The sequence below is a fragment of the Sulfurospirillum cavolei genome, from assembly GCF_001548055.1.
Lineage (GTDB): Bacteria > Campylobacterota > Campylobacteria > Campylobacterales > Sulfurospirillaceae > Sulfurospirillum.
In genome coordinates, this window is record NZ_AP014724.1 from 2,482,189 (window position 1) to 2,508,343 (window position 26,155).

Annotated in this window: 27 protein-coding genes; 11 read left to right on the forward strand and 16 right to left on the reverse strand. The window is 43.3% G+C overall.

The window, feature by feature from the left end:
• The first annotated feature begins 123 nt into the window (after positions 1-123).
• Genes UCH003_RS12440 through UCH003_RS12450 form a run of 3 tightly spaced genes read left to right on the forward strand, consistent with a single transcriptional unit; the run spans position 124 to position 2,838 of the window.
• Entirely contained in the window at positions 124-1,035 is a 912-nt protein-coding gene (locus UCH003_RS12440; RefSeq protein ID WP_144441017.1) for a cache domain-containing protein, read from the forward strand.
• On the forward strand, positions 1,032-1,697 hold the full coding sequence (locus UCH003_RS12445) for a response regulator transcription factor (protein ID WP_060826748.1): 666 nt from the start codon (positions 1,032-1,034) through the stop codon (positions 1,695-1,697). Before UCH003_RS12440 ends, UCH003_RS12445 begins: the two co-directional genes overlap by 4 nt.
• Complete coding sequence (locus tag UCH003_RS12450; RefSeq protein WP_060826749.1) at positions 1,678-2,838, forward strand: sensor histidine kinase; 1,161 nt, start codon at positions 1,678-1,680, stop codon at positions 2,836-2,838. Before UCH003_RS12445 ends, UCH003_RS12450 begins: the two co-directional genes overlap by 20 nt.
• 5 nt (positions 2,839-2,843) lie before the next feature.
• Here the strand turns inward: UCH003_RS12450 and UCH003_RS12455 are convergent, their stop codons facing one another.
• A complete protein-coding gene (locus tag UCH003_RS12455) occupies positions 2,844-3,059 on the reverse strand; it encodes a cold-shock protein (RefSeq protein ID WP_039672007.1) in 216 nt (71 codons plus the stop codon).
• A gap of 208 nt (positions 3,060-3,267) precedes the next feature.
• Here UCH003_RS12455 and UCH003_RS12460 point away from each other — a divergent pair, with 208 nt between their 5' ends.
• Together UCH003_RS12460 and UCH003_RS12465 are read left to right on the forward strand one after the other, a co-directional pair.
• Complete coding sequence (locus UCH003_RS12460) at positions 3,268-5,763, forward strand: EAL domain-containing protein (RefSeq protein WP_060826750.1); 2,496 nt, start codon at positions 3,268-3,270, stop codon at positions 5,761-5,763.
• Complete coding sequence (locus UCH003_RS12465) at positions 5,735-6,082, forward strand: DUF309 domain-containing protein (RefSeq protein ID WP_060826751.1); 348 nt, start codon at positions 5,735-5,737, stop codon at positions 6,080-6,082. Before UCH003_RS12460 ends, UCH003_RS12465 begins: the two co-directional genes overlap by 29 nt.
• A 5-nt stretch (positions 6,083-6,087) precedes the next feature.
• Here the strand turns inward: UCH003_RS12465 and ribD are convergent, their stop codons facing one another.
• The 14 genes from ribD to nadA form a co-directional block, all read right to left on the reverse strand.
• The gene (ribD, locus tag UCH003_RS12470) at positions 6,088-7,098 is read right to left on the reverse strand and encodes a bifunctional diaminohydroxyphosphoribosylaminopyrimidine deaminase/5-amino-6-(5-phosphoribosylamino)uracil reductase RibD (protein WP_060826752.1); all 1,011 of its coding nucleotides are present in this window, start codon (positions 7,096-7,098) and stop codon (positions 6,088-6,090) included.
• Positions 7,092-7,520: a ribosome maturation factor gene (locus tag UCH003_RS12475; protein ID WP_039672005.1), complete on the reverse strand. Its 429-nt coding sequence runs from the start codon at positions 7,518-7,520 to the stop codon at positions 7,092-7,094. Before UCH003_RS12475 ends, ribD begins: the two co-directional genes overlap by 7 nt.
• Positions 7,513-7,890 carry a 30S ribosome-binding factor RbfA gene (gene rbfA, locus UCH003_RS12480; RefSeq protein WP_041963532.1) on the reverse strand — a complete coding sequence of 126 codons (378 nt, stop codon included), beginning with the start codon at positions 7,888-7,890 and terminating at the stop codon, positions 7,513-7,515. The genes UCH003_RS12475 and rbfA overlap by 8 nt, the downstream gene beginning before the upstream one ends.
• Positions 7,887-10,535: a translation initiation factor IF-2 gene (gene infB / locus UCH003_RS12485; protein ID WP_039672003.1), complete on the reverse strand. Its 2,649-nt coding sequence runs from the start codon at positions 10,533-10,535 to the stop codon at positions 7,887-7,889. Before infB ends, rbfA begins: the two co-directional genes overlap by 4 nt.
• Positions 10,528-10,779, reverse strand: coding sequence for a DUF448 domain-containing protein (locus UCH003_RS14050; RefSeq protein WP_039672002.1), 252 nt, complete (start codon positions 10,777-10,779; stop codon positions 10,528-10,530). Before UCH003_RS14050 ends, infB begins: the two co-directional genes overlap by 8 nt.
• 35 nt (positions 10,780-10,814) lie before the next feature.
• On the reverse strand, positions 10,815-11,699 hold the full coding sequence (gene thrB, locus UCH003_RS12495) for a homoserine kinase (RefSeq protein ID WP_060826753.1): 885 nt from the start codon (positions 11,697-11,699) through the stop codon (positions 10,815-10,817).
• Between the two features lie 10 nt (positions 11,700-11,709).
• A complete protein-coding gene (locus UCH003_RS12500; RefSeq protein WP_231964783.1) occupies positions 11,710-12,096 on the reverse strand; it encodes a hypothetical protein in 387 nt (128 codons plus the stop codon).
• Between the two features lie 71 nt (positions 12,097-12,167).
• The gene (gene lpxC, locus UCH003_RS12505) at positions 12,168-13,052 is read right to left on the reverse strand and encodes a UDP-3-O-acyl-N-acetylglucosamine deacetylase (protein ID WP_039671999.1); all 885 of its coding nucleotides are present in this window, start codon (positions 13,050-13,052) and stop codon (positions 12,168-12,170) included.
• Positions 13,049-13,660, reverse strand: coding sequence for a septum site-determining protein MinC (minC, locus tag UCH003_RS12510; protein ID WP_039671998.1), 612 nt, complete (start codon positions 13,658-13,660; stop codon positions 13,049-13,051). The genes lpxC and minC overlap by 4 nt, the downstream gene beginning before the upstream one ends.
• Positions 13,657-15,027, reverse strand: coding sequence for a M23 family metallopeptidase (locus tag UCH003_RS12515; protein ID WP_060826755.1), 1,371 nt, complete (start codon positions 15,025-15,027; stop codon positions 13,657-13,659). Before UCH003_RS12515 ends, minC begins: the two co-directional genes overlap by 4 nt.
• A complete protein-coding gene (locus UCH003_RS12520; protein WP_060826756.1) occupies positions 15,024-15,968 on the reverse strand; it encodes a DHH family phosphoesterase in 945 nt (314 codons plus the stop codon). Before UCH003_RS12520 ends, UCH003_RS12515 begins: the two co-directional genes overlap by 4 nt.
• Positions 15,969-16,025: 57 nt before the next feature.
• Positions 16,026-17,084, reverse strand: a complete 1,059-nt coding sequence (flhB, locus tag UCH003_RS12525; RefSeq protein WP_039671995.1) for a flagellar biosynthesis protein FlhB — start codon at positions 17,082-17,084, stop codon at positions 16,026-16,028.
• 17 nt (positions 17,085-17,101) lie between these two features.
• Positions 17,102-17,932: a carboxylating nicotinate-nucleotide diphosphorylase gene (gene nadC / locus UCH003_RS12530; protein WP_039671994.1), complete on the reverse strand. Its 831-nt coding sequence runs from the start codon at positions 17,930-17,932 to the stop codon at positions 17,102-17,104.
• Positions 17,929-18,921 (reverse strand): quinolinate synthase NadA, encoded by a 993-nt coding sequence (gene nadA, locus UCH003_RS12535; RefSeq protein WP_060826757.1) that lies wholly within the window; start codon positions 18,919-18,921, stop codon positions 17,929-17,931. Before nadA ends, nadC begins: the two co-directional genes overlap by 4 nt.
• Positions 18,922-19,028: 107 nt before the next feature.
• On the opposite strand from nadA, the gene plsY reads away from it, so the two are divergent.
• The 6 genes from plsY (at position 19,029) to UCH003_RS12565 (ending at position 23,821) form a co-directional block, all read left to right on the forward strand.
• Positions 19,029-19,655 carry a glycerol-3-phosphate 1-O-acyltransferase PlsY gene (gene plsY / locus UCH003_RS12540; RefSeq protein ID WP_060826758.1) on the forward strand — a complete coding sequence of 209 codons (627 nt, stop codon included), beginning with the start codon at positions 19,029-19,031 and terminating at the stop codon, positions 19,653-19,655.
• Positions 19,655-19,990: a dihydroneopterin aldolase gene (locus UCH003_RS12545; RefSeq protein ID WP_039671991.1), complete on the forward strand. Its 336-nt coding sequence runs from the start codon at positions 19,655-19,657 to the stop codon at positions 19,988-19,990. Before plsY ends, UCH003_RS12545 begins: the two co-directional genes overlap by 1 nt.
• Before the next feature lie 79 nt (positions 19,991-20,069).
• Positions 20,070-20,741 (forward strand): homeostatic response regulator transcription factor HsrA, encoded by a 672-nt coding sequence (gene hsrA, locus UCH003_RS12550; RefSeq protein ID WP_012856039.1) that lies wholly within the window; start codon positions 20,070-20,072, stop codon positions 20,739-20,741.
• Positions 20,720-22,030, forward strand: a complete 1,311-nt coding sequence (locus UCH003_RS12555) for a sensor histidine kinase (protein WP_082709206.1) — start codon at positions 20,720-20,722, stop codon at positions 22,028-22,030. The genes hsrA and UCH003_RS12555 overlap by 22 nt, the downstream gene beginning before the upstream one ends.
• 67 nt (positions 22,031-22,097) lie before the next feature.
• Positions 22,098-22,349: a YfhL family 4Fe-4S dicluster ferredoxin gene (locus UCH003_RS12560; protein WP_012856037.1), complete on the forward strand. Its 252-nt coding sequence runs from the start codon at positions 22,098-22,100 to the stop codon at positions 22,347-22,349.
• Complete coding sequence (locus UCH003_RS12565) at positions 22,349-23,821, forward strand: Ppx/GppA phosphatase family protein (protein ID WP_060826759.1); 1,473 nt, start codon at positions 22,349-22,351, stop codon at positions 23,819-23,821. Before UCH003_RS12560 ends, UCH003_RS12565 begins: the two co-directional genes overlap by 1 nt.
• 63 nt (positions 23,822-23,884) lie before the next feature.
• On the opposite strand, the gene bamA is transcribed toward UCH003_RS12565, so the two are convergent.
• Complete coding sequence (gene bamA, locus UCH003_RS12570; RefSeq protein ID WP_060826760.1) at positions 23,885-26,131, reverse strand: outer membrane protein assembly factor BamA; 2,247 nt, start codon at positions 26,129-26,131, stop codon at positions 23,885-23,887.
• Positions 26,132-26,155 lie beyond the last annotated feature (24 nt).

Here is a 26,155-nt window from a genome sequence, read left to right on the forward strand (position 1 = left end):
AATCATAAACATTTATCGTCAATTTATCGTCAAAAACGCTCAGGACGTTTTTCGGTATAATGCTTTTCATCTTTATAGACAAAAGGAGATGCCATCAAAACCGTTCGCATTTACGCCCTTTTGTTGGCACTTTTTAGCCTATCGATGCTCATCATCGGCTTTTTAATTTATCGAACTAACCACAACCTTTACGTCGAAGACGCCAAAAACAGTGTCGAGAGCGTTTTAAATCTTACCCAAGAGCTGATCTCCCATAAAAAACAACTCGCTCTCAGCGTGGCATTGATGCTTTCTCAAAACGAAGCGATCAAAGAAGCCTATCGGCACGAAGATCGGCATGCACTTTTTACCGTTATTAACCAAGAAATTGTCAAGACGAAGCAGTACCTTCAAATGGAGCATATGGAAGTCCAGTTTCATACCAAAGACGCCAAAGCGTGGGTCAGGAGCTGGGACTATGAAGACTACGGTAACGAACTTGCCTCATGGCGCAAAGGCATTGCCTTGCTTCATCAAACGCAAACGCCTTTGGTCGCGATCGAACTTGGAAAACGCCTCAATATCAAAGCATTGACGCCGATTTTCGATCGGGGCGTTTTTATCGGCTCGTTGGAGGTCATTTTAGGCTTTGAAGAGATCGCGCAAAACCTTAAAAATAAAAAAATCGATTTTGTGGTTTTGATGCATCGCGACTTCTTGGAAATCGGCTCGTGGATGAAAGATTTGGAACAAATCAACGATTTCGTCGTCGTGAATAGCAGTTGCCCCGCTTCATGCCACACCGCTTTATACACCATCGCGACGCCCGAAACGTTGGATAAGGGATTTGCGCGCATCGACGGTATGTTATTCGGATTTACGCCGCTCTTTGACATCGAATCCAAACCCATCGGTTACGTCGGTGTTTGGTTTGACGAGTCGCTGCTCAAAGACTCCCTGCTTTTGCGCGCGACGCTAGCCCCTCATCCGCAAAGCATGCATACTAAAACGCTGATGCCCTCTTCCCAAACGACGCAAGAGGTTTTAATTCGATGAAAATTTTACTGCTTGAAGACGACTATGCCTATAAAGAGAGTATTCAAGACTCCCTCGAAGAGATGGGTTACGCCGTAGACGCGTTTGAAGACGGACAAAAAGCGTTGGACGCCCTGTTTGAAAATCGGTACCATCTGGCACTTTTGGATATTCGCGTTCCCCACGTCGACGGTTACGAGATTTTAAAACAAATTCGCAAAGCCAAACTCGATCTACCGATTATTTTTATCACGTCGCTTACCGACATCAACAACCTCAGCCTCGGTTATGAGCTCGGATGTAACGACTATATCCGAAAACCTTTTTCGCTCAAAGAGCTTCAATACCGCGTTACGCAGGCATTAAATGCTTACCATATGCGAACGACTGTTGACATCACGCTTTGCCACGGTTTTAGCTATCGCTTGGAAGATCAATCGTTATGGTTTGACGCGATGCAAATTCCGCTGACGCAATACGAGAAAAAACTCCTCTTTTTGCTGGTCAAGAACCGTGGTAATTATATCTCGACCGAAAACATTCATGCCTACGTATGGGAAGACAAAGCTGTAGGCGACAACGACATTCGTATGCTGGTCAAAAAGTTGCGCGACAAAACCGACAAAGAGCTCATCGTAACCGCCAAAGGCATAGGATATAAAATTGAAAAATGCCACGCATAACGTCCTTATCTTTGCCCTTGCCGTCACGTTTCTAACGCTTTTAGTCGTGTTGTTTCCGACGCTCAATTATCTCTCCGCTTCATTACGTCTTTCGCAATTTAACCAAGAACGCGAATTACGGCTCTATGCCAAAGAGGTCGAAAAAAGCATTTACGCTATTTCTCCGATGCAAAAAACCTTTATTTTTCCGCGTTCGATTCTTTACAAAGGTGCACTTCTCGATGCTTCCAACCGTATCGTATTTTCGTTGATCGAAGAGCCGATCCCCCTCTTTGAAGACGCTTTTTACAAAAGCGGTCAGTCGCTCTTTTACAAACAAACGTTACTGGACAATCCTTTACATGTCAGCTTTCTCGTCGTACAAAAAGAGCTTTCGTATTCGCAGGTTATTTTTGATAGTTTGATTATGATCGGCGTGGTATTGGCGGGAATGTTCGTAATTTCGTTTTTGCTGATGAAGATGCTTTTAAAACCCTACATCGAAACCTCCGCTCGTATGAACCTCTTTTTTACCGACGTGATGCACGAACTTAAAACGCCTTTAGGCATCATGCAACTTAATATCGAAGGTCTAAACAGTAAATACAAAGACAAACGCCTCAGTCGTTCTTTGGCCGCACTCTCGACGCTTGCGACGCTTTATGACGATTTGGAGTACCTCATCAAAAATAAAACCATCACCTACACGCACGAATATCTGGATTTTTCGATTTTTTTGGAAGATCGTATCAGCTACTTCGAATCCCTCGCCGCGTCTAAAGAGATTACGCTCTTAGCGACGATCGCTCCGGAGCTGTTTATTACGATGAACCGTATCGAATTGCAACGCCTCATCGACAACAACCTTACCAACGCAATTAAATATTCTCATCCCAAAAGCACGATCGAGATTTTTCTTTATCCCTGCGAAGAGGGTATCGTTTTTGAAGTGAAAGATTACGGTATCGGTATTAAAGAGATCGATAAGATTTTTACGCGTCACTATCGAGGGGATATTTTTAAAGGCGGATTCGGAATCGGTTTGAGTATTGTGAAAAGTATTTGCGATAAATACGACATTGCGATCAACGTCGAATCAAAAGTGGGAGAAGGGAGTCGATTTTCGTATCGATTTTTAAAGAGGGAATCGCTTCCCTCTTAAAAGGCTTACAGACCTGTTACGTTCTCGGCTTGAGGACCTTTTGGACCTTCGCCTAGTTCGTACGTTACTTTTTGACCTTCGGCCAAAGATACACGACCGTAACCGGTTCTGTTTACTTGGCGAAAGTGTACGAATACGTCTTTGCTGCCATCATTTGGTTGGATAAAACCAAAACCTTTTTCGTTGTTAAACCATTTAACGGTTCCCTCTAATAAAGCCATTCTAAGCTCCTATGTAAAATACACTCCCTCACGGCAGTGGTTGAAAAGTAGAAAATTGAGTATTTTTGGAGTGTTTTAGAGAGCTTTCGAAGAGCCGTGACACAAAACCTACCAAAGATGAACTCGAACCTCATCTTTCTAGAAAAATAGTTTATCTTATTTTTCAAAATAAAGCAAATTTAAACGCACGATTCACTATACTCTTTGCATGAAACTGACCAAAACCTATACACTTTACACTTTTCTCATCTTAGTATTGACCATTTTGCTGATGATGGGCGTATGGTTTGGTATCAAAACGGACGAACATCGAAACATTTTAAAAGAGCAATGGAGTGCTTTTGAGAGGTATCAAAGTGTTTTGGAACTCGAAAGCCGTTTGATTCGTAAAACCGTCTACGATTATGCGGCATTAGACGCGCTTCAAGCTTTTATCGTTTCCAACGATACGGCATGGGGACATTCCCATTTGGAACCTCTTTTAAAACGTTTGGACGTCGATGCGATTTTGCTTTTTAATGCACGTAAAGAGTTGATTTACCGCTTCGACACGTCAGTCGCCTATACGATACCCGATTTGCATCGTTTTTCAACTCCTATGCCTTCTTTCAAAGAATTTTTTTCATTAGACGCGCAAACGCGACTTAACCAATATTTTTTAGCGCCCCTTTACGCTCACAATGCCTCCGATGAACACCCTATCGGTTTTTTCGTGATCGTACGGCAATGGGATCAGGCATTTTTCCATGAAATCGCTAAATTGACGCGCGCTCAAACCGCAATTATTCCTCCCTTGAGCGACAAAGAACAACGTGAAATGCCGTTTTTGCTTCCTTTAAAAGCCTTAGACGACACGACGGTCGGCTTTTTGCGCTTTGAGTATCTTCCCTCGGCATTGCTTTTTATGACGGAACTTCAAACCGTTTTATTTACGGCGGGATCGGTGATTCTTCTTGTAGCATTTTTCCTTTTTTTCCTTCTAACGCGCAAAACGTTTTTCATTCCGATTCGCTATCTTTCCAAAGCACTTAAAACAAAACATTACATGTACATTGCCGCACTTTCAAAACAAAAGCACGAACTCGGCGAAATCGCACGGCTGATCGTCGAACACGACCAGCAATCCCTTCAACTCAACCGCTATACCGAAGCCGTCGATGAAATAGCCATCGTCTCCAAAACAACGCCCAAAGGCATTATTACCTACGTTAACGACGCTTTTGTGAGCATTTCGGGCTATGCCAAAGAAGAGCTGATCGGAAAACCTCACAATATCGTACGTCACCCCGACAACCCTCCTCAATTTTTTTACGATATGTGGCAAACACTTAAACACGGACGTACGTGGAAGGGTATTTTGAAAAATTTACGTAAAAACGGGCAAACCTACTATGTCAAATCCGCCATTATACCGATGCTAAGCGCCAAAGGCGAGATCGAGGAGTTTATTGCGATTCGCTACGATATTACGGACCTTTTCGAACAAATGGAGCATCTCAAAAAAGAGAACGTTTTGGATCTTCCCGGACGTAAAATGCTTTTTGAATCCGTCGAGCAATGCCTCGATCCTCATCTTGCCATTTTAAATATTTGCGGCTTTCGCGATATTAATACCCTGCACGGACAAGCATTTGGGGACTCGGTTCTGCAACACCTCTGTTTTAAAATCAAAACGGCACTGACGCAATGTTTTCAGCTTTTCTACCTCCAAGGCGATGAATTTGCCCTTTTATGTTGCGAAACCCTCTCCTACGACGATTTTCTTCAAAAATGCGACACTTTGTTGACACGCCTGAACGATGAAGGACTCATCATCGCAGGCAAGCACTATGCGATCACGCTTCGTATGGGCATCGCCAACGGTAACGACTATACCTACAATCGAGCGGAAATCGCTCTGGAAGAGGCACGGAAAAGCCACAAAGCTTTAGTCGTCTACGACGATAACGAAGGTTTTTCCAAAAAACTTCAAGGCGACATCGCATGGAACGAAACGCTACGCGATGCCTTAGTGCACAACCGTTTTACCGTCTTTCTCCAAGAGATCGTCCCTTTAAACGATACGGCGGAGCGAAAAAAATACGAAGTGCTGATCCGACTTATCGACCGCAACGGAACGATTATCGCGCCGTTTCACTTTTTGGATTTGGCAAAACGCATGCACGTCTATCACCAACTAACGCGCTTTGTGATCCAAGAAGCGATCCAAGCGGCATTAGAACTTCATTGCGACGTCTCGATCAATCTTGCCAAAGAAGATATTCTCAATGTCGAAATCGCTTCATTTTTGCTATCGACGCTCCATCACTATCCGATGCTGAAAAAGCGTATTACGATCGAGCTGCTGGAGAGTGAGGGTATCGAGAATTCGCCCGAGGTCAAAGCTTTTCTGCAAACGGCACGGGCGGAAGGGTGTTTACTGGCAATCGACGATTTTGGCTCCGGATACTCGAATTTTGAATACCTCTTACAGCTTCAAGTGGATTTTATCAAGATCGACGGTTCGTTGATTAAGAACATCGATACGGATAGCAACGCATACGAAACCGTCAAAGCTATCGTCACATTTGCCAAAAGCTTGGGTATCCAAGTCGTTGCGGAATTTGTTCATAAACACGAAGTCTTAACGCGCGTGAAAGAGTTAGGCATCGACTTTGCACAAGGATATTATCTGCATGAACCCGCCCCTAAAACCAAACTCTAAGGTATGCGAAGCATTAGAACGCTTTTTGATCGTCGTCGAAAACGAAGACTTTGTCGAAGGTCATGAGGTTTTAGAGCCTTCGTGGCATGCTTTTAAAAAACTTCCCGAATCGCTCAACGATGCTTTAATTTTAAAAGGATTGATTAACGGTGCTACGGCATTGGCATTGGCGAAAAAAGGCAAAACTGAGGGAGCCAAGCGCGTCTGGGCGACGCTTGAAAAATACGCCCCGCTGATTGAGCTCTCTGCTTCGGAACTAACGCCCTACTACCGCCAAGCATGTCGCTTACTGCAACATAAAAAATGTTTTCACATGTAAGGCTTTTAAGTACGTTTATAGTACCACGAAAGCGTATCTTCTCCGATGGTTTCGCAATAGCACAACTCTAAACCTTGCGGTAAAACCAACGCTTTTCCCTCTTTGGTATGCGGGGAGCGAAAGATCAAGTACCATTGAACGCTCTGTTGTACCGCATCGAGCATGCCCTGAGCACCCTCGATCATCACCATACGGTATGCATCTAACGCTAGCTCGTCCGAAATGCTTACATGTCGATTTGCAACGCTAAAAAGCGGGATACTTTTATCCCATGTTTTGTGATGTGAATAGATCAAAATATCGGGAGCTTTTCCTTGAACCAACCGTGCATCCAAAATCGGACGATCGACGCGTACCGTATTTCCGCCGATCACTAAAAGATCGCAACGATCGCGAAGCGCATGCACTCTTGTACGAGATTCCAAAGAGCTAATCGTTCCGCCCGTCGCAACGCCGTTGGCGCTCAACGCCACTTTAAAAAAGAGAAACGGCCGTCGATGAAGCTGACATGTAAAAGGTGCCAACAAACGATCGCACGCCTCTTTTTCACACCCGTATTCAACTTCAACACCGTATGTTCGCAAATAAGCCCCGCCGCCTTTGGCTTGTGTGCTCTCGTCGTAAGAACCGATAACAACGCGTTTGATCCCCAACGTTTGAATCAAATGCGAACACGGAGGCGTTTTTCCGTAATGATGACACGGCTCTAGCGTGACATGTAAGGTTAAAGGGTGAAATAACGAACGGTGGTGAAGGATTAAATAGTCGTGAATTTCTTGCGAATCTTCAAGAGCGTTTATCGCGTGATCGTGCGTCAATGCGACGTACGCTTCTTTAAGCGCGATCACTTCGGCATGAGGAGAGCCTGCTCGAACGTGGGCACCGATACCTAAAATAGTACCCGCATCGTCGCTGACGACGGCTCCGACGGCAGGATTAGGAAACGTGAGAATCTGATACGCCCAAGCGGCTTTTAAAGCCTTTTGCATCAAAGGCGTATCACACGCCCTTACCATTCAAAATACGTTCGGGCTTTTTCGATCGATTCTAAAGGAATGCGTCTTACGTCATTATCGATACGAACCGACACAACGCCGTTTTCATACGCCTCCAACACTCCGACCATTTTTTCTTTATCGTTTAATTTCAGCTTGACTTTTTCACCGATCGAAGCGGCAAAATGTTCGGGTTTGACCAACTTACGCTCGATACCGGGGGAACTGACCTCAAAAAAGTATTCGCCCTCAAGCGGCGGTTCCAAATCAAAAATCGGCGATAAAATGCGGCTAATCTCTTCGCATTTATCCAAACCGATGCCCTCTTTTGAGCTAATGTAAATACGAAAAATTTTCTTGTCGAATTCGCTTGCGACTTCCGTATCGTATAAAGATACGCCGCAACTTTCGACGATTTTTGTAATTTGTTCTAGATTAATCATCGCTTTTAGTACCTTTTTTCAACTCTTCTTCTACTTTGGCAAACAGTGCATCCATCTTCGTGTAGCGTTCTAAACTATCATCAAAACGAAAACGAAAATTGGGACAACGAAACCAACCTTCCGTTTGCATACAATGGGTTTGAATATGCCTTTTCACGCGCTCAAGATGCGATAAAATATAGCTTTTTTCTTTTTCGTCGTACACCGAACCGTCTAAATAGACGATTGCGTCGTATTTTCCGCGACTGCATTCCACGTCCACGACGCAAACACCGCGTAAGAGCTCATCGTGAAGCGTGCATAAAGCCTCTGGAATCAGCTCTCGTAAAACGCTTTCGGTACGTTGGATTTTAATACTTTTATCCATCATAATTTCGCTTTTTCTTCAACCTCTTTGAAGCTTTCGATGTAGTCGCCGACCTTAATATCGTTGTATCCGTCGATGCCTACGCCGCATTCATACCCTTTGCCGACCTCTTTGACATCGTCTTTGAAACGTTTCAACGATGAAACGCTTCCTTCAAAAATAATAACACCGTCGCGAATAACGCGAATTTTCACACCGCGGTTAATCGTACCGTCCGTTACGATACAACCCGCAATTGCTCCAAGCTTGGGTACCATAAAGACTTCTCGAACCATCGCTTGACCGATATTCTCTTCACGAATTACCGGAGCCATCATACCCGTTACGAGATTGGTGACGTCATCGATCAGGTCGTAAATAATACTGTATGTTTTAATTTCGACGCCCGAACTTTTCGCCTTTTCTTTCACCGGACCCGTCGGTCGTACGTGAAATCCTAAAATAACACAGTTGGAGCTAGCACTTGCCAAAGCAACGTCGCTTTCGGTGATACCGCCGATTCCCGCACTGACGATATTGACTTTGGTCTCGGCATTACGAATTTTTTCAAGGCTTCCTTTGATCGCTTCAAGGCTTCCTTGAACGTCCGCTTTGATAATGACCGGTAACGTTTTCAACGCGCCCTCGGCAATCATATCGCTTAATTCGTCAAGGCTCACTTTAGTCGATTTGGAAAGCTCTTTTTGGCGGAGGTATTCCGCTTTTTTCTTCGCATACTCGCGCGCTATTTTATCCGTTTTAACGCTGATGAGCGTTTCGCCCGCACCGGGAACTTCGCTTAAACCTAAAACAACGACGGGCTCGCCCGGTTTTGCCTCTTTAACCGAAATACCTCTATCGTTAAGTAAAGCTTTCACTTTACCGAAGGCAATACCGGCAACGACAATGTCGCCGACGCGCATCGTACCGTCTTCGATCACGACGGTTGCCACGGGACCTCGTCCTTTTTCCAACGAACTTTCGATAACGGTCGCTTTAACTTCACGCGTAGGATCGGCTTTAAGCTCCAATAAATCGGCTTGCAATAAAATCACTTCCAAAAGTTCTTCGATTCCCATACCCGTTTTAGCCGAAACCGGAACAAATTCGTGTTCGCCGCCCCAATCGATCGGCGTAATGCCGAGTTCTGCCAATTGCGCTTTGACTAAATCGGGATTGGCGGATTCTTTATCCATTTTATTGACCGCAATAATAATCGGTACGTTTGCCGCTTTGGCATGTTCGATTGCTTCTTTGGTTTGAGGTTTAACTCCGTCGTCTGCGGCAACAACGACAATAACGATGTCGGTTACTTTCGCACCGCGTGAACGCATTTCGGTAAACGCTTCATGCCCCGGAGTATCGATAAACGTGATATTGCGTCCGTTTTTCTCGACCATATACGCACCGACGTGTTGCGTAATTCCGCCTGCTTCTCCGGCAGCGACTTTTGCGTGTCGAATGTAATCCAAAAGCGACGTTTTACCGTGATCGACATGTCCCATAATCGTGATGACCGGAGCGCGTTCTACCAGATGCTCATCCATGCCCTCTTGCTCTTCGTCGTAAGCTTTAACGTAATCAAATGCCTCTTGATCGTTGACGGTCGTCACGTTAATACCGAAAGTTTCGGCCAAGATTTCAATCGAGTCTTTATCTAAAAAGTCGTTTTTCGTAAACATGACACCCAAAGAGAACAACTCTTTAATGACTTCACCGACCGGTTTATTGATTTTTTCCGCAAATTCGTAGACACGAATCTCTTCGGCGATTTCAATCGCGCTGATCGCTTCGCTTTCTTTAGCTTGTACCGGACGGCGTCTTCGTTTACGTCCTTCTCTTTGAATGCTTTGCATCACAAAATTGGTTTTTTTCGTCGTACGAATTTGGCTCGGGTCGATCTGCTTTTTCTTTTTGACCTCTTCTTGGATATTTATTCCCATATTGAGATCCGGAAGAACGATCATCTCCTCGTCCTCGGCATCGATATTCGTATCCGCCATTTCGATATTAATCGATAGGTCTAATTTTTCCGCATTCGTTTTCTTCTCTGCCGGACCTTTTTTAACTTTCTTTTTCTTTTTTTGCATTTCGCTTTGTAAACTACCGGAAGCAAACATCGCTTCGATGCTTTTAGGCGCACTTTTAAAAGATGCTCCGTAAGATACGTTTTCATCTTCGTCATCGGCTTCGATTTGCTTCGTCTCGGGGCGCTTTTTCTTAACGATGACAAGGCCTCTTCGTTTACGCACGTTGGTCGGGTCGACTTTTTCTTCGCCCTCGTCGTCTTCGCTTACGACGTCGGTTTTACCTTCGTTAGGAAGCTCTTTAGGCATAACGCTTGCAGGTGCAATCCCTAATTCGCGCTCTTTTTCTTTCAATGTTTTGGTTTTAGGCTGAGGCATTGTCTCGACCGCTTTGGGGGCTTCGACCGGAATTTCTTTTTTCTCCGGTTTTTTCTCTTCAACCGGTTTGGTAGGAGCCGCGGATTTCGTCGTTTGTGCACCTTCGCCCGTTAAAATATAGTTGGCTAATTTTTCGGCATCTTCCGCGCTAATGGAGCTTGCATGCCCTTTCACGTCTAGTCCGATATCTTTGGCTTTTTCCAAAATATCTTTATTATTCATGCCTAATTCTTTTGCTACGTCGGTAATACGAACTTTATCCATTCGACCCTGTCTCCTTAAAAATTTTACCAAATTCACTTAATGCTTGGTGGTGAGTTTTGCATTTATGGTTGAGTACTTTTATAACTTTTTTCTCATTTTCTTTCATACATGTTTCGCAGAGATAAAAGCTCCTTCCGTTTCCCGAAAAAAGCACGAGTTCGCCCTTAAACTGTTGAAACCGTCGCAACGCTTTTTGTTCGATGCGCGTTCTACATACAATACACATTCGGATAGGTTGACTCATTTTTGCGCCTGATTATATCAAAATTTAGCTGTTTTTCAGCTTTGTAGAATTTGAAAACCGCCGTTATCCAACTCAAAAATTTCTACTCGGAACGATTCAAAGCGATTTTTGAGTGCCTGCGCCACCTTAGCGGCATTTTCTTGCTTGACTAAACTGAAAAACGAAGAGCCGCTACCTGAGAGCGTACTCATTAGTGCTCCGTTTTGAAGGGCGACTTCTCTAACATCAAACAGCTCTCTTAATTGGCGCATCCGACGGTGTTCGTGCATGCAATCTTTGGATGCCGCTCGTAAAACGTCCCAATTTTCGCTAAAAAAAGCGGCACTCATTAACGATGCACGAGAGAGATTGTAAACGACGTTTTTCATCAAATAGGATTTCGGTAGCAAAGTTCGTGAGTGTGCCGTCGACATCGGACGATCGGGTATGACCATTACCGCACGCAATTGTGAACTCAACTCTTTTTTGAGTGTTCTGACTTTCGCATTTTCGACGATAGAACTTGTAAAACCGCCGTAAACGGCGGGTGCGATATTGTCGGGATGCGTTTCGTAGAGAATCGCTTTGTTCAAAACGGCTTCACGCGACACTTTAATACCCGCCATACTATACGCACTCGCAATGGCTCCGACGATCACGGCGGAACTACTTCCAAGGCCGCGCGAAAAAGGGATACGATTGTAAAATTCAAAACGAAACGGGTCTTTTTTTCCGGTTACTTCTTGATAAATTTCATAAAAAATAGAGACAAAAATATTGTTGCTTTTGAGTTTGGCGTTTTCTTCGCCCTCTCCTTTAACGGAGATACTTTGATAACGTGAGGGTTTAATCGTCACTTCGTTGTATAAGGCAATCGCAAGCCCTAAGCAATCAAACCCCGGTCCTAAATTAGCACTGGTTGCGGGTATACAAATTTTCACCTATTTTCTCCTAAACTGCCGGTAACATGTAAAGCGGTTCCGTCTCCTCGCTAAAGAGCGAAACATCGAGCAAGGTCGGCAACGTAAACGGTTGCGCCGCCGCGGGCTCGTCGAGACGGACGGTCGAAATCGTGTCGTTTTCTTTGATGAAATAAAGATTGCGCATCGCTCGAATCGGCGTAGAGCCGTTTAATGCAAAACCGTCGCATGCCAAAAGAGGAATTTGCAAACCGATGCTCATCGTTTTTAAAAAAATATAGCTGATTTTTATCGCCATAAAACTTCCGGGGCCTCGGGCGAAAAAGAGTCTTTTCGGTGCGTAGTTTTTTAACACAACGTCAAAAAGTGCGGGCAACGCATCGCTTGTTTGCTCGTTTGATTCGTATGTTTGAATCAAACGATTGTTCTCGTATACGCCTATATAAAGAGGAGACGCTAATGCTATAACGACGATGTCGACCGATGTTTTTATGCAAAAACCTTTTCGAACGCTTGCGCTTTTTCGTCACTTAACGCTCTGACTTCATAATTACTCGGATCCCTTAAAATCGCTTTTGTCAATTCGTGATTGAGGTGGTGACTTCCGGCAAAAGAGGTATAATTTCCCGCAAAAGGCGAACCTAAAAGCGATAAATCGCCGATAGCGTCCAAAATTTTATGGCGTACGAATTCATTGGAAAAGCGAAGCCCTTCGGGATTTAAAATCTTGTGCTCGTCCATAATAACGGCATTGTCTAAAGAACCGCCGAGTCCAAGCCCTCGTGAACGCAACATCTGTACGTCTTTAAGAAAACCGAACGTTCGAGCTTTGGCGATCTCTTCAAGGAAATTTTTCTTGCTAAATTCGAAACTGTACGATTGTCGACCGATGGAAGGGTGGGAAAATTCGATTTCAAAACTGTAATGAGGCGTTAGGCTCGGACTCACGCGTACGAATTTTTTGCCATCACTTACTTCGACTTCTTTTTTGAGGATCAAAACATTTTTAGTCACATCCAATTTACGAATACCCGCTTCGTCCAACATCATGCAAAAGCTGGCACTACTACCGTCCATCACGGGAACTTCAGGACCGTCCAATACGACACGCACGTTATCGATACCGTAGGAATAGATTGCCGAGAGCAAGTGCTCAATCGTCGAAATCGACCCGCTAGCATTACCGATGACCGTCGCCATTTGCGTGTTAACGACATTTTCGGGCTTAGCCTGAACCAACAAACCGATGTCGCTTCGGTAAAACACGACACCGCTGTTTGCTTCTAGGGGTTCTAAACGGATTTGAATCGGTTCGCCCTTGTGTAATCCTATGCCTAAGCTACTAATCGCTCTTGCGAGTGTCGTTTGCTTCACACTACTTCCTTTATTTCTAACGCATGATCGCGTATAACGATTTTTTGCAATACGTTGGCTCGAATCTGTTCGCTATCCACGATTTGGCCGTTGAAGATCAAGTGCCCCCTTGGACCGATTCCGCTTAAGACAATGTATTCGCCGTCACACTGCACTAATCCGTCTATCATACCATAAATACTCATACTCTCTTCACAAAAGACTTTTGCGCCGCTGTTAATGCGCCCGAAAATAACCGTCGGAAGCGTCTCGTGCAACTCTTCACCCGAACGAATCGTTCTATCGTAAAGCTTTACTTTACGCTGTTGCGTTAATTCATGTGACTCTTTAGATAAAGGTTTTTCGTCACATGTCTCTTTTTGGGACGGCTCTTCTACGGCTACCGCTTCTTTTTTAATCGACCCGAATCGAATACGGCACTGATTAATCTCTTTGTAACACACACCGCTTTGCTCTAAAACAAAGGCGATTTTCGGTGTTATTTCCCCTTCGATAAGCAAAAAGAATTCCTTCAAAAGAGGACTGTTTTTTCTAAAATATTCTAAAAAAGCACTCTCGTCGTCGATTTCGATATGAAATACCCGAACGTTCTTTTGGGTTACTTTCATCGATCGACCAACTTCTTCGCGGCATCGATCACGTTAAAGACGCTCTCTTTAAGCCATTGCTCGTCCATCCACTCTTCGGGTCTTACGTCTACGCCTTGCACATACATGCCAAAATGCAAGTGATCTCCCAATGCCAATCCCGTCATACCGGTTTTTGCGATTGCATCGCCTGCTTTAAGCGCATCGCCTTCTTTCACGAGGAAACTAGAGCAGTGACCGTAAAGCGAATAAACCCCCAAGCCGTGATCGATAATAATATTGTTGCCGTAAATACCGTTCTCACGCGCTAAAACAACAACGCCGTCGTTGGAAGTTTGCATCGTCGCTTGAGCATTGCTCGCCAAATCCAGTCCGAGGTGATAGGATTCGCTGGTCGGTTGTTTTTGGTATTCGTAAAAACGATGATCTCCAAAGCTTGCAACGACTTTACCGTTACGCAACGGATAAAACGGCTTTAAGAAAAATCCTTGAACCGGCGTCGTGGGTACTTTGGAAGTTACGTTTAAGATCAACTCTTCATTACCACCGCGCATGGTTTCGTTAACAAATTTAAATTTTTCCAAACGATCTAAGCTCGAGCGTTCCGGTGCCATCTCGGCGACCAAATCGGCAATTTTACCGTCCAAGAAACGATCTTCCAATTGAATCGTCGAAGTGCGGTATTTACGATCTTGTAGAAAATAGGGAATGTGCGTTTTCGTGATATTTCCGGCGCGATCGATTGCGACGACCGAGGCACTAAAGTTTTCGACTTGCGTCGGCCATGCGACCAAAGAGAGATAATACCCTTCTTTGTAAAAAGGCGTAGGATAGAATTTTTTGCCGAAATTCGTCTCGATATAAAGCGACTTCATCGCCTCGTCTTGCGCTTTAAAAACGACGACTGCGGCACCGCCCTTCATAATTTTGTACGAACTCCCCGCTATCGTCACTTCCGGGCGTTTGGTGTCGACTTTGACGATTGCTTTGACATGTGCGGTATTGCCCGCAAAAAAGTTCCATTTGCTTCGATCGATCGCTTCTACGGTTAATTCGAACAGTTTTTTATTAGCACCGAAGCCGGTTTTAGGGAACGTGACGTTCAAATCAAGAAGAGCCTCGGACGTTTTTAGTTCTTTACTTTCCAAATCGACGCTTTTTTCACCGTCGAATAACGAGACTTTCACACGTTTCAATCCGCTTTGATCGCTAATTTGAATATGAATAGGATCTTTTAGATTCCATTCGATCTCTTTGGGTAAATTGACTTGCGGTGCATCTCTTTCGAAAAGGCTTGAGTTAAAAACATACGCTACGCCGCCGACTAAAATCAAAAAAATCATCCCTAAGCTTAATGCCGCTAATGAAAATTTACGTTGTCGTTTCATACCTCAGTAATCCTTTTAATTTTTGCTACGATTTCGTCTCTCAATACCGTCGGATCACACGAGGGCACCTCAAAACCGGCTGCGGTTTTATGCCCTCCGCCTTGATACTCCAACGCAATTTGCGAGACGTTAATATCTTTACTTCTTAACGAGACTTTATAGCCTCCCTCTTTCTCTTCCAAAATCATAATCGCACTGGTCACGTTAACGATGCTTCGCAACATATTAATGATATTTTTCGTATCGTGCCGCTTTGCACCGGTCGATTCCAATGCCGCTTTATCAAAGATAATCGTGGCAATCGTGCCGTTTTCATGCAAATCAAAATGATTTAACATGTAGCCGTAAAGCCTGATTTTCGATAAAGGTTCTCTTCGTTTTACTTTCGAAGCAATCTCTTGCGGATTAGCTCCGCATTTGACAAGATGCGATACGATCGAAAACGTTAATGCATCCATATCGCCGTAGAGGAAAAACCCCGTATCATCGGCAATCGCCGTATAAAGGCATATTGCGCACTCTTTGCTTATCTCGATTTCGTTAGCTTTAAGCAACTCATACACGACCATTCCGGCACTCGTAAAACGATCGACCACAAGGTTCATTTGCCCGAAATACCGATTGGTGATGTGATGATCGATGTTAATGATTTCGTAATCACCCTTGGGTAATTTCAAACGATCTCGTGTCGAACAATCGCAACTGACGACCAAATCAAATGTCTTCGGCAACACGTGCTTTGTTTTCGCAAAACCGGGTAGAAAATCGTACACTCTAGGCAATTCGTTATTGGTATTGTAATGCGTTACTTTTTTCCCGGCACGCGTCAATACGTCGTACAAAGCTAACGCACTGCCCAACGTATCTCCGTCGGGATGCACGTGGGAAACAATAACGATATGATTGGCTTCGAGCATTCGCTTCCACGCCTCTTGATACATCAATAAACCACCTTGAGATAAAGCCAAAATTATACTTAATAATTGCTAATAAGTAGATTATCTCATTTTTTTAGAACTTCGATAGACAAAGGCAAGTACTTCGGCAACCGCTTTGTACAGGGTTTCGGGAATGATTTCTCCCAAATCGCATTTTTTGTACAGCTCGCGAGCCAAGGGAGGATTCTCGACGATTTGAATCTGATGGTTGAGTGCAATTTCTTTAATACGAAGTGCCACGTAATCAGTTCCTTTTGCGATCACTTTGGGCGCAGCCTCTTTTTCTTGGTTGTAGCGAATTGCAACCGCATAGTGCGTCGGATTGGTAATGACGACGTCGGCTTCGGGAATCTCTTGCATCATTCGCTTGCGGGTCATTTGCATTTGAATTTGGCGAATTTTCGCTTTGATTTTCGGATCACCCTCCATCTGCTTATACTCGTCTTTAATCTCTTGTTTGCTCATACGTAAATTTTTAAAATAGTTATAACGTACAAATAAAAGATCCATCAGCGCGATAACCAGAAAAATAATTAAAATAACCGCCGCAAGAATGAGCATCTTTTCTTTCAACCACGCCAGTTGGTCATATAAAGGGAAATAGATCACCGTCGGCAATTCTTTGGTAAACGACCATAAAAAGTAGTAGGCAACCCACATTACGATGCTGACTTTAATCAAAATTTTAACCGTCTCAACCAATTTTTTTAACGAAAGAAGATTTTTAAGCCCTTTCATCGGATCTAATTTGCTGAGATCGGGCATCAGCGGTTTTGTGGTAAAAATAAAGCCCGTTTGAAGCACGTTTGCCAAAATACCCGCTATTGCGACGGCAACCGCTAAGGGAATAACCATAAAAATCACTTCTCGACACGATATAAGCGACATTTGTAAAACAACCTCTTTGGTAATCTCGACGCCGATGAGGGAGTGATAGTAGTAATACAAATAAACCGTTCGCGACTCGATCCACGATAGCATCGCTAAAAACGTTCCCAGCGCGACGATCAGCGTAATGAACGCCGACGTATCCATACTCTTGGGAACGTTTCCGTCTTTGCGCGCATCTTCTATTTTCTTGGACGTGGCTTCTTCGGTCTTTTCTTGGTCATCCGCCACGCATTATCCTTTAGGTATTAAATTACGGTTTTGTGCGTAATCTTCATCGAAAAATCAAGCCATGTTGCATGATGGATCAAACTGCCGCTGCTAATCGCGTCAACGCCCGTTTGTGCATATAAAACGATATTTTCCTTCGTGATATTGCCGCTTGCCTCCAAAAGGACATGCGGGAAAAACTGTTTTTTGTATGCGACCACTTCGCGAATCGTATCGTGAGACATGTTGTCGCACATAACGATATCGGCGCCGCATTGCATCGCAAACTTTGCAAAATCGACCGTTTCGCATTCGATTTCGATCTTACATGTAAAGGGAAGTTTTTCCCGTGCTTCTTCGATAAATCGTTTTAAATCGTCGATGGTTTGCAGATGCGTGTCTTTGAGCATCAAACAATCGTCAAGTCCCATACGGTGGTTGTTGCCGCCACCGCAACGAATGGCGTATTTTTCGAAAATACGTAAATGGGGTCTCGTTTTTCGCGTATCTAAAAGTTTAAGCGTATACCCTTCCAACGCTTTTTTATACGAAGCAACGTTGCTCGCGATGCCGCTGGCATGTTGCATAAGATTCAAAATCACGCGTTCACACCGTAAAATATGGGTTGATTTTCCCTCAATAAGAGCGACCAAATCGCCTTTGTGAAGCGTATCGCCGTCTTCAAAATAAAACGTAATATCAAGCTTGTTCATTTTACACAATGCTTTGACGTACGGTTTACCGGCAAAAACGCCTTCGTCTTTGCAAATGATCGCAGCGGTGGCAAAACTCTCTTTTCCGACCAACGCAAATAAATCGCCTCTGCCGACGTCTTCTTCCAACGCCTTTTTGACAAACGTTTTAATCATAGTTCAAACATCCTGTAGAGTGCTTTGTGCGCCCAAAAACGCGTCTCTTCCGAAATCGATATTTCATTCTCGAATCGCCCCTCTTGAATACTGATAAGCGTGCGATAGACATCTTCAAGCGTCGTTTCATTCATGGTCGGACACTCGGGCTTAGAAGATGAAAGGACGTACGTATTGTCGTGGCGTAAACGTTTGATCATATTGTATTCGGTGCCTATCGCCACCTTCTGTTCTTTAGGGAGCTTAGTAACAAAATCGATAATTTGACTGGTCGAGCCGACAAAGTCGGATTGGTCGCATACTTCGGGTTTGCATTCGGGATGCGTGACAATTAAAATACCCGGATACTTCGCACGGTAAAAAGCAATATCCTCAACGTCGAAAAGCTGGTGTACCGAACAAAACCCGTTGTAACAGATAATATCCGCTACCTTTACGTCCGTCCCGTCTCCGATGACGCAGGAACGCAATCCCATCTCTTTGGCAATATTTTGACCCAAGCAACGATCGGGTACGAAAAGTATTTTTTTGCCGCTTTCACGCGCTTTAACGATAATTTTTTTAGCATTGGAGCTAGTGCATACCAATCCGCCCATTTTCCCGACAGCCGCTTTCACTTCCGCCGAAGAGTTAATGTACGTCACGGGCAAAATGTCTTCTTTGGCGATACCCGCTTCTTCCATGAGGTGAACGTTTTGCTCGTAATACGCCACATCAATCATGCGTGCCATAGCGCAACAGGCAATTTTAGGCATCATGACGCGTTTGGTTGGAGCTAAAATTTTGACGCTTTGCCCCATAAATCCCACGCCGCAAAACAGTAAATTTGGATTGGCGTCATTGGCGGCCCATTGGGCAAGTTGCAACGAATCTCCCGTAAAATCGGCTAATTCAAAAACTTCGTCTTTTTGATAAAAATGGGCAACGATACTGACATGTAAGGTTTTTTTGAGTTCTAAAATCGCTGCTTTTAACGCTTGATGATCCATGCTCCCATCCTTTGACTATCTCGAAAAACCGCATTATAGCGTTAAAGGAATAATAACAAAATAATTGCTATACTGCCCTCATCATCTTAAATGCAAGGACAGCATTCGTGGAGTTTTTGTTTAATATCAACGTTCAATTTTATATTTTAGCGTATCTAATCGGCGGCATACCTTTTGGGTTATTGCTCGCAAAAAGCCTTACGGGGAAAGATATTCGAGAGAGCGGAAGCGGCAGTATCGGCGCGACAAACGTTCTTCGCGTTTTAAAAGAGAGCAACCCCTCGTTGGCGAAAAAACTAGCCATTTTAACCGTCGTATGCGATGCATTGAAAGGCATCGTCGTTCTCTTGATTGCAAAAATGATAGGGCTCGAGAGCGAAACGCTTTGGGCGATTGCGGTTTTCGCGGTTATCGGACATTGCTACAGTCCTTACCTTAAATTCGAAGGAGGCAAAGGCGTCGCAACGGGTGCGGGCGTGCTCTTCGTGATGCTTCCTCTCGAGACGCTTATTGCTTTCATCGTTTGGTTTATCGTCGGCAAAGGACTTAAAATTTCTTCAATCTCTTCGTTATCGGCACTTTTAACGCTGATCGTTGCGTCCTATTTGATAACACCCGATATGCACGGCATTCATTCGCATGCACCTCTTTACATGATCGCATTTATCATCGTATACAAACATATTCCCAATATCGTACGACTTTTTCAAGGTAAAGAATCGAAAGTCGTTTAATGCGCATTCTCATCAAAGAGCTTCGGTTTGAAACCATTATCGGTATTTTGGATACGGAACGTGTAACGCCTCAACCAGTCGTTTTACATGTCACCATCGACTACACCTATCAAACGGGCTCTTTTATCGATTATGCCGAGATCGCAACTTTTTTAGAGCAAACGATGCAACGTGAACGCTACGCTTTGATTGAAGAAGCTCTTGAAGATTTATTGCAAAAATTGTTGGAAAAATATCCGCCGATAGAGAAAGTAAAACTCACCCTTTTAAAACCTACGATCTTAGCAAATGCCGTCGTAGGGCTTACGCAGAAAATCAAACGTAATAAAAATTAAATTCTCATTAAAAAAACTTTAAATCTAGCTAAAGTTGTGGTATAATCCCGTTTAAATTTTAGCAACTAAGGATTTTATAATGCGAATTTTAATCGTAGAAGATGAAGTAACCCTCAATAAAACCATTGCCGAAGGTTTGCAAGAATTCGGCTACCAAACCGATAGTTCCGAAAATTATAAAGACGCCGAATACTACATCGGTATTCGAAATTACGACCTTGTACTCACGGACTGGATGCTTCCTGATGGCGACGGTGTCGATCTCATCAACCTCATTAAACAAAAATCGCCTCGTACCGCAGCGGTCATTATCTCTGCTAAAGACGACAAAGAGAGTGAAATCAAAGCTCTTAAAGCCGGTGCGGACGACTATATCCGCAAACCGTTCGATTTTGATATTTTAGTCGCACGCATCGAAGCACGTTTGCGCTTCGGCGGTACGAACGTGATTAAAATCGACGATTTGACGATCGATCCGGATGAAGAAAAAATTACCTATAAAGGTCAAGAGATCGAGCTTAAAGGTAAACCGTTCGAAGTGCTAACGCATCTTGCACGCCATAGCGATCAAATCGTCTCTAAAGAACAACTTTTAGATGCGATTTGGGAAGAACCCGAACTCGTTACGCCGAACGTCATCGAAGTTGCTATTAACCAAATTCGCCAAAAAATGGACAAACCGTTGGAAATTTCGACGATTGAAACCGTTAGACGAAGAGGTTACCGATTTTGCTTTCCCAAAAAAGTATAAGAGATAGTTTTATTTTACAATTGGTGTCCGCTTCGGCGACACTGATTGTAATTTTTTCCGTTATTCTCTACAACTACATCAAAATTTCCATTTTTGAAGATATTATTCAAGAATTAACAAAGCAGGCTCATATTATTGCCACCTCGCGCGTGAGCTCGATTGAACGTATGGGAATTAATATTTTCGATCCATCCCTTAGCTCTATCAATCGTCCCTCCGATGTCCAAGTAACCATCGCTATACGCGTCAATCAGCCCGATGTCCCGACCTTTGAGCAGAGCGAACAAAACGGAGAAAACTTCTTAACGATTTTTTATCCGCTGGAAAAACGCCAACATCATTTCATTTCCATTACCAAGAACATCTCCAACACCTATGTTTTACTCGATAAAATCTTAAAAAACATCTTGATTATCAACTTAACGGCAATCTTTCTCATCCTTTTTTACGCACTTTTTCTTTCACGTATGTTAGTGCTACCGATACGCTCTTTAACCAGTAAACTTGCCAGTATGAACGAAAATTTTTTACAAAAGATCAACACCCAAAAACTCCCTAACGAATTTTTACCCTTAGGCAATAGTATCAATAAACTCGTCGAGCGTATTCAGATTTTCGTAAACTCTCAAAAAGAGCTTTTTATCGGTGCGGCACATGAGCTTAAGACACCTCTTGCCGTTATGAAAACCAAAAACGAAGTGACGCTTTTAAAGCCCAGAGAAAATGAAAAATACGTCGAAACACTCAAAAGCAACAACCAAACTATCAACGATATGAATAAAATGATCAGTAATATCCTAGAAATCGGACGCCAAGAGGGAGCCCAATTTGAAAAACCCGTCGAAATCGATTTAATAAACTTTTTAAAAGAACAGATCACCAACTACACGATTTTAGCGAAAATGGAAGAGAAAGAGATTGTCGAAGAGATTTCACCCGAACAATATAAAATTCTGACCCAACCGACTCTTTTAATGCATATCTTGCAGAATTTCGTCCAAAATGCCGTTAAATTTACTCCCAAAGGCGGAAAAATCTCGATTCGATCTTATCTAAATAAAGACGGTTTTTTTGTTCACGTCATTGACGAGGGTATCGGTATCGACGAAAGTAAAGACCTTTTTGCACCCTTTAAACGCTACGGTAACCAAACGGGTGCCGGATTAGGGCTCTTTCTTGCCAAAAATGCTGCCGATGCTATCGGTGCTCGTATTTCTCTCAAAAATCGTGACGATGCTCAAGGTACGATTGCAACGCTTCTGCTTCCTCTACGAAAACACGCTCTTTAAATTTCGTTAAAGTATTTTTAGTGTATAAACTCGTCAACAAAATTGACTTTAGTCGTAAGGAAAGCCAATGTCTTTAATGATTACCGAAGAGTGTATCGCCTGTGACGCGTGTCGCGACGAGTGTCCAAACGGCGCGATTGAAGAATCTGATCCGATTTATATTATCGATCCCGATGTCTGTACCGAGTGTGTAGGTCACTATGACGAACCGGCATGTATCTCCGTGTGTCCCGTAGAGTGTATTATCCCCGATCCCGATAATATCGAGAGCGTCGAAGAGCTCAAACTCAAATACGAACAACTCAACAGCGACAATTAATGTCTAAGCGAACGGCCATTATTGATATCGGATCTAACTCCGCTCGAATGGCTATTTTTGAGAAAAGCAGCCGTTTTGCTTTTCATTTGATTCATGAAACCAAAAGTCGCGTTAGGATCGGAGAAGGTGCCTACAATTTCAACGGCATTTTACAAGAACCCGCTTTAAAACGTGCCTATATCGCGTTGGAAGAGTTCGGACATATTATTAAGAGCTTTAAATGCACGAAAACGCTTTGTCTTGCAACTTCGGCCCTTCGCGATGCACCCAATGCCTCTGCTTTTATTCGCAAGATTCACTCCGAGCTCAACATCCAAATCAAAATTATCGAAGGACCTAAAGAGGCGTATTACGGTGCCGTAGGTGCCTTGAATTACCTTAAAGAGCTACAAGACGCCGTAACGATTGATATCGGAGGAGGCTCGACGGAACTTGCCAAAATCGAAAACGGAACGATTGTGGAAACGATCTCGCTTAATATCGGTACCGTTCGTCTTAAAGAACTATTTTTCGATAAAAAAATTCCGCTTCAAAATGTTCGCGCTTTTCTTCACCAAGAGATAGAAAAAATTCCGCAACGTTTTAGTGCCCATGCAATGATCGGTATCGGCGGTACTTTACGTTCACTTTCCAAAATCATTATGGAGCGTATGAATTATCCTCTTAAAACCGTTCACGGGTTTGAATACGACGTAGACGAATATACCGAATTTATTGATGCTATTGTTAATTCGGACGTTTTAGGATTAAAAGATTTAGGAATTCGTAAAGACCGTCTTGATACGATGCGGGAAGGGTGTATCATTTTTCAATCCATTTATCAAAAATTTGGAATTTCACATATCATCACCAGCGGTGCAGGCATACGAGAGGGAGCTTATTTGTGTGATCTTTTACGCTCTTGCCGCCATAAATTTCATCCAGAATTTAAACTGAGCCTTCGAAGCCTCAAAGACCGTTTTAGTATGACCGAAAAAGAAAATCTTTTTATCAAACAAACGGCGTTAGCTCTTTTTGACGCACTCCTACCGATTCACGGTATTTCTTCGGACTATAAACAAGAGCTGGGTGTTGCGGCCGAACTTCATACGATTGGAACAAAGCTCGGCTTTTACCAAAACCAATTACACAGTTTCTACTTCATCTTAAATAACCTTAATTACGGTTTCTCGCATGAGCAAAAAATGCTAATTGCAATGTTAGTGAAGTATCATGTCAACAAATTACCGAGTGTAGAAGACATGCTCATTTATAAAGCTTTGCTCCCCGACATACAAACCGTACAATGGTTGAGCTTTTTACTAGCTCTTTCCAAAGCCATCAATAGCGATTTACGGCAAAGCCCAGTTGTATTAAGCTATCAAAACCACACACTCACGATTCAAAGCCAAAGTAAGCTTTTTTTAGCAAAAGAACAAATCAAACAACTTCTTAAACCTGCATCGTTTGCGATAATTATTAAATCTTTATAAAGAATTGAGGGAAGCAGAAAGAAAATGAGGAGGGTTTGCAAAACCCGTCCTCTATAAGATAGTTTAAAATTTTTGTCCGATCGTAAATTCAAACGTTGCGGTTCGGTCACCGGTTTCTTTCATTAACGGTTCCGCAAAGATCAAGTTAATAGGACCTAGAGGAGAAATCCATTCTAAAGCAAAACCGGTACCGGCTCGTTTAATGTCCAAGCTGTCCTCGCCGATCATACCGTAATCCAAGAAGAGAGCACCACGCATTTTTAGTCGCTCGATCAACGGTATACTCATCTCAATCGAATTCACGAACATCGTGTTACCACCAAGTAGAGTGCTATGATCTTCCGGAGCTTTTGGAGCAATAGAGTTGGATTCATAACCACGAATGGTACGCACGCCGCCCATATAAAACTTTTCACCGAAGGAATATTTTTCGTCCGAATCATTAATCGCAAGGTACTTGAATTGTGCTTTGTAGCGTAAAATTAAATCGTAATCGATTAAATCTTGTAACCCATAATAAATAGCAAATTTATTGACGCTGCTCATAAACTTTTCATCTCCACCGAGACCTGCGATCTCCAACGTCGTACTTGCCGTCATACCGCTACGTGGAAGATAATAATCGTCGGTGTTATTGAAGGAGATTCCGGGAACAACGGAGCTTTTAATCGTTGTTTCGTCCGTCCATAAAATATCTTTATATTTTGTATACAATAAATCGGTACTGTCAATATCTAATTTACTTTGTTGGAGGATATATCCCAGAGAAACGCCCCAGTTGCGGGCAATTTTGCGCCCTAAAACAATATTAAATCCGTATTTCTTTTCGTCATAGTCATAGTAGTCGTTATCTGCGGCATAAATTTTCCCACTTAAACTGTACACCGAATCAAACAATCTTGGGTTGGCAAGAGAAATAGCTCCGTTAAGTTCACTATCGCTTCTTTCGACGTCGATACCGGCACGCAAGCCAGATCCGAAAATATTACCGTCGGAGAGACTGGCACTCAAAAGCAATCCGTCTGAAGAACCGTAACCGATACCGCCGCTAATGGTTCCGGTCGAAGCCTCTTTGACGTTAATCACTAAATCAACGCTGTTTTTACTTAAACGCTCTTCCTTAATCTCCACGTCTTCAAAATAACCGGTTCGTTTTAATGCTTTTTTCGTATCGTCTACGTCCGTACGACTGTAAAGATCGCCGTTCGCCAAATAAACTTCACGTCGAACAACGCGATCGATCGTACGGCTATTACCTGCAATACGCACGCTATTAATATACACTTTTTCACCGGGAACGACACGATAGACGATATTGGCAATGTGGTTTGTTTTATCATTTTTAACATCAGGAGAGACTTTTACGAAAGCATATCCAAGATCGGCAACTTTTGTTTCAATTAGCGTCATATCTTTACGCAATTTGGCAACGTTAAAGACTTTACCGTTTTGAAGGAACATCTCTTCGATTACCGCATTCACATCGATAAATCCGTCCGGAATATCGATATTGATCGTACCGACTTTATATTGTTCGCCTTCGTTAATACTGTATGCTAAATCGGCGGTATAGCTGTCCATATACGTTCGAAGGAACGGCTGACTGACTTCACAATCCAAATAGCCTTTTTGCATATACGTATCTTTGATACGAGCCGAATCGTGTTCCAAATCGCCCGTACGCAATTTTCCGTCATTAAAGCCCCACATCCATGGAAGCCATTCTGCCTCTTTATTGGCGATATTCGGCTCAACGTCGTCATAATCAAGGGCTTTAGAACCGCATAACGTAACTTTTTTAATGACGATATTTTCACCGCGGTTAATGGCAAAGTCGAGTGAAATTGACAATTTTTCACTCATCGGTGACGTTTTAATTTCGACGACCGTATCAAAATAGCCTTTGTCTTCGTAAAATTTAATAATTTTAAGCTTAGAGACTTCCGCACGTTCCGCATCGTACACTTCGCCTTTTTTAATCCCGGCAAGCTTTGCGATTTCGTCTTTGTCGCTGTCGCTAATACCTAAAAAATCGACTTTGGCGATAACCGGTTTTTCTTTCACGTGAAAGAGGAGTGCTCCTTCGCTAACTTCTTCAACCCACACATCCTCAAAATAGTTTTGTTTATAGAGTGTTTTGATCGCTTTATCGATCTTTTCCATATCGACGGAGTCGCCGGCTCGCATATCGATCATTTCCGAAGCCGTCTCAGGAGAGAGATGGATCAAACCGTCAAATTGAAGGCTTTTGAGTTGAGCCGCGCACAATGAAGTGGCGACAACAAGAGACAACGCAGTTATTTTTTTCATACTGATTCGCCCTAGAATATAATT

Excerpts from the sequence above, each read along its gene's own strand:
- ribD (WP_060826752.1), bottom strand. The coding sequence starts at position 7,098 with ATGGTAAGGGCGTGTGATACGCCTTTGATGCAAAAGGCTTTAAAAGCC.
- UCH003_RS12455 (WP_039672007.1), bottom strand. The coding sequence starts at position 3,059 with ATGGCTTTATTAGAGGGAACCGTTAAATGGTTTAACAACGAAAAAGGT.
- UCH003_RS14050 (WP_039672002.1), bottom strand. The coding sequence starts at position 10,779 with ATGAGTCAACCTATCCGAATGTGTATTGTATGTAGAACGCGCATCGAA.
- nadA (WP_060826757.1), bottom strand. The coding sequence starts at position 18,921 with ATGGATCATCAAGCGTTAAAAGCAGCGATTTTAGAACTCAAAAAAACC.
- UCH003_RS12465 (WP_060826751.1), top strand. The coding sequence starts at position 5,735 with ATGAACCCGCCCCTAAAACCAAACTCTAAGGTATGCGAAGCATTAGAA.
- minC (WP_039671998.1), bottom strand. The coding sequence starts at position 13,660 with ATGAAAGTAACCCAAAAGAACGTTCGGGTATTTCATATCGAAATCGAC.
- rbfA (WP_041963532.1), bottom strand. The coding sequence starts at position 7,890 with ATGATGGATAAAAGTATTAAAATCCAACGTACCGAAAGCGTTTTACGA.
- UCH003_RS12545 (WP_039671991.1), top strand. The coding sequence starts at position 19,655 with ATGCGCATTCTCATCAAAGAGCTTCGGTTTGAAACCATTATCGGTATT.
- UCH003_RS12515 (WP_060826755.1), bottom strand. The coding sequence starts at position 15,027 with ATGAAACGACAACGTAAATTTTCATTAGCGGCATTAAGCTTAGGGATG.
- UCH003_RS12560 (WP_012856037.1), top strand. The coding sequence starts at position 22,098 with ATGTCTTTAATGATTACCGAAGAGTGTATCGCCTGTGACGCGTGTCGC.
- UCH003_RS12445 (WP_060826748.1), top strand. The coding sequence starts at position 1,032 with ATGAAAATTTTACTGCTTGAAGACGACTATGCCTATAAAGAGAGTATT.
- UCH003_RS12460 (WP_060826750.1), top strand. The coding sequence starts at position 3,268 with ATGAAACTGACCAAAACCTATACACTTTACACTTTTCTCATCTTAGTA.
- nadC (WP_039671994.1), bottom strand. The coding sequence starts at position 17,932 with ATGATTAAAACGTTTGTCAAAAAGGCGTTGGAAGAAGACGTCGGCAGA.
- hsrA (WP_012856039.1), top strand. The coding sequence starts at position 20,070 with ATGCGAATTTTAATCGTAGAAGATGAAGTAACCCTCAATAAAACCATT.
- UCH003_RS12565 (WP_060826759.1), top strand. The coding sequence starts at position 22,349 with ATGTCTAAGCGAACGGCCATTATTGATATCGGATCTAACTCCGCTCGA.
- UCH003_RS12520 (WP_060826756.1), bottom strand. The coding sequence starts at position 15,968 with ATGTATCAAGAGGCGTGGAAGCGAATGCTCGAAGCCAATCATATCGTT.
- bamA (WP_060826760.1), bottom strand. The coding sequence starts at position 26,131 with ATGAAAAAAATAACTGCGTTGTCTCTTGTTGTCGCCACTTCATTGTGC.
- UCH003_RS12475 (WP_039672005.1), bottom strand. The coding sequence starts at position 7,520 with ATGATTAATCTAGAACAAATTACAAAAATCGTCGAAAGTTGCGGCGTA.
- infB (WP_039672003.1), bottom strand. The coding sequence starts at position 10,535 with ATGGATAAAGTTCGTATTACCGACGTAGCAAAAGAATTAGGCATGAAT.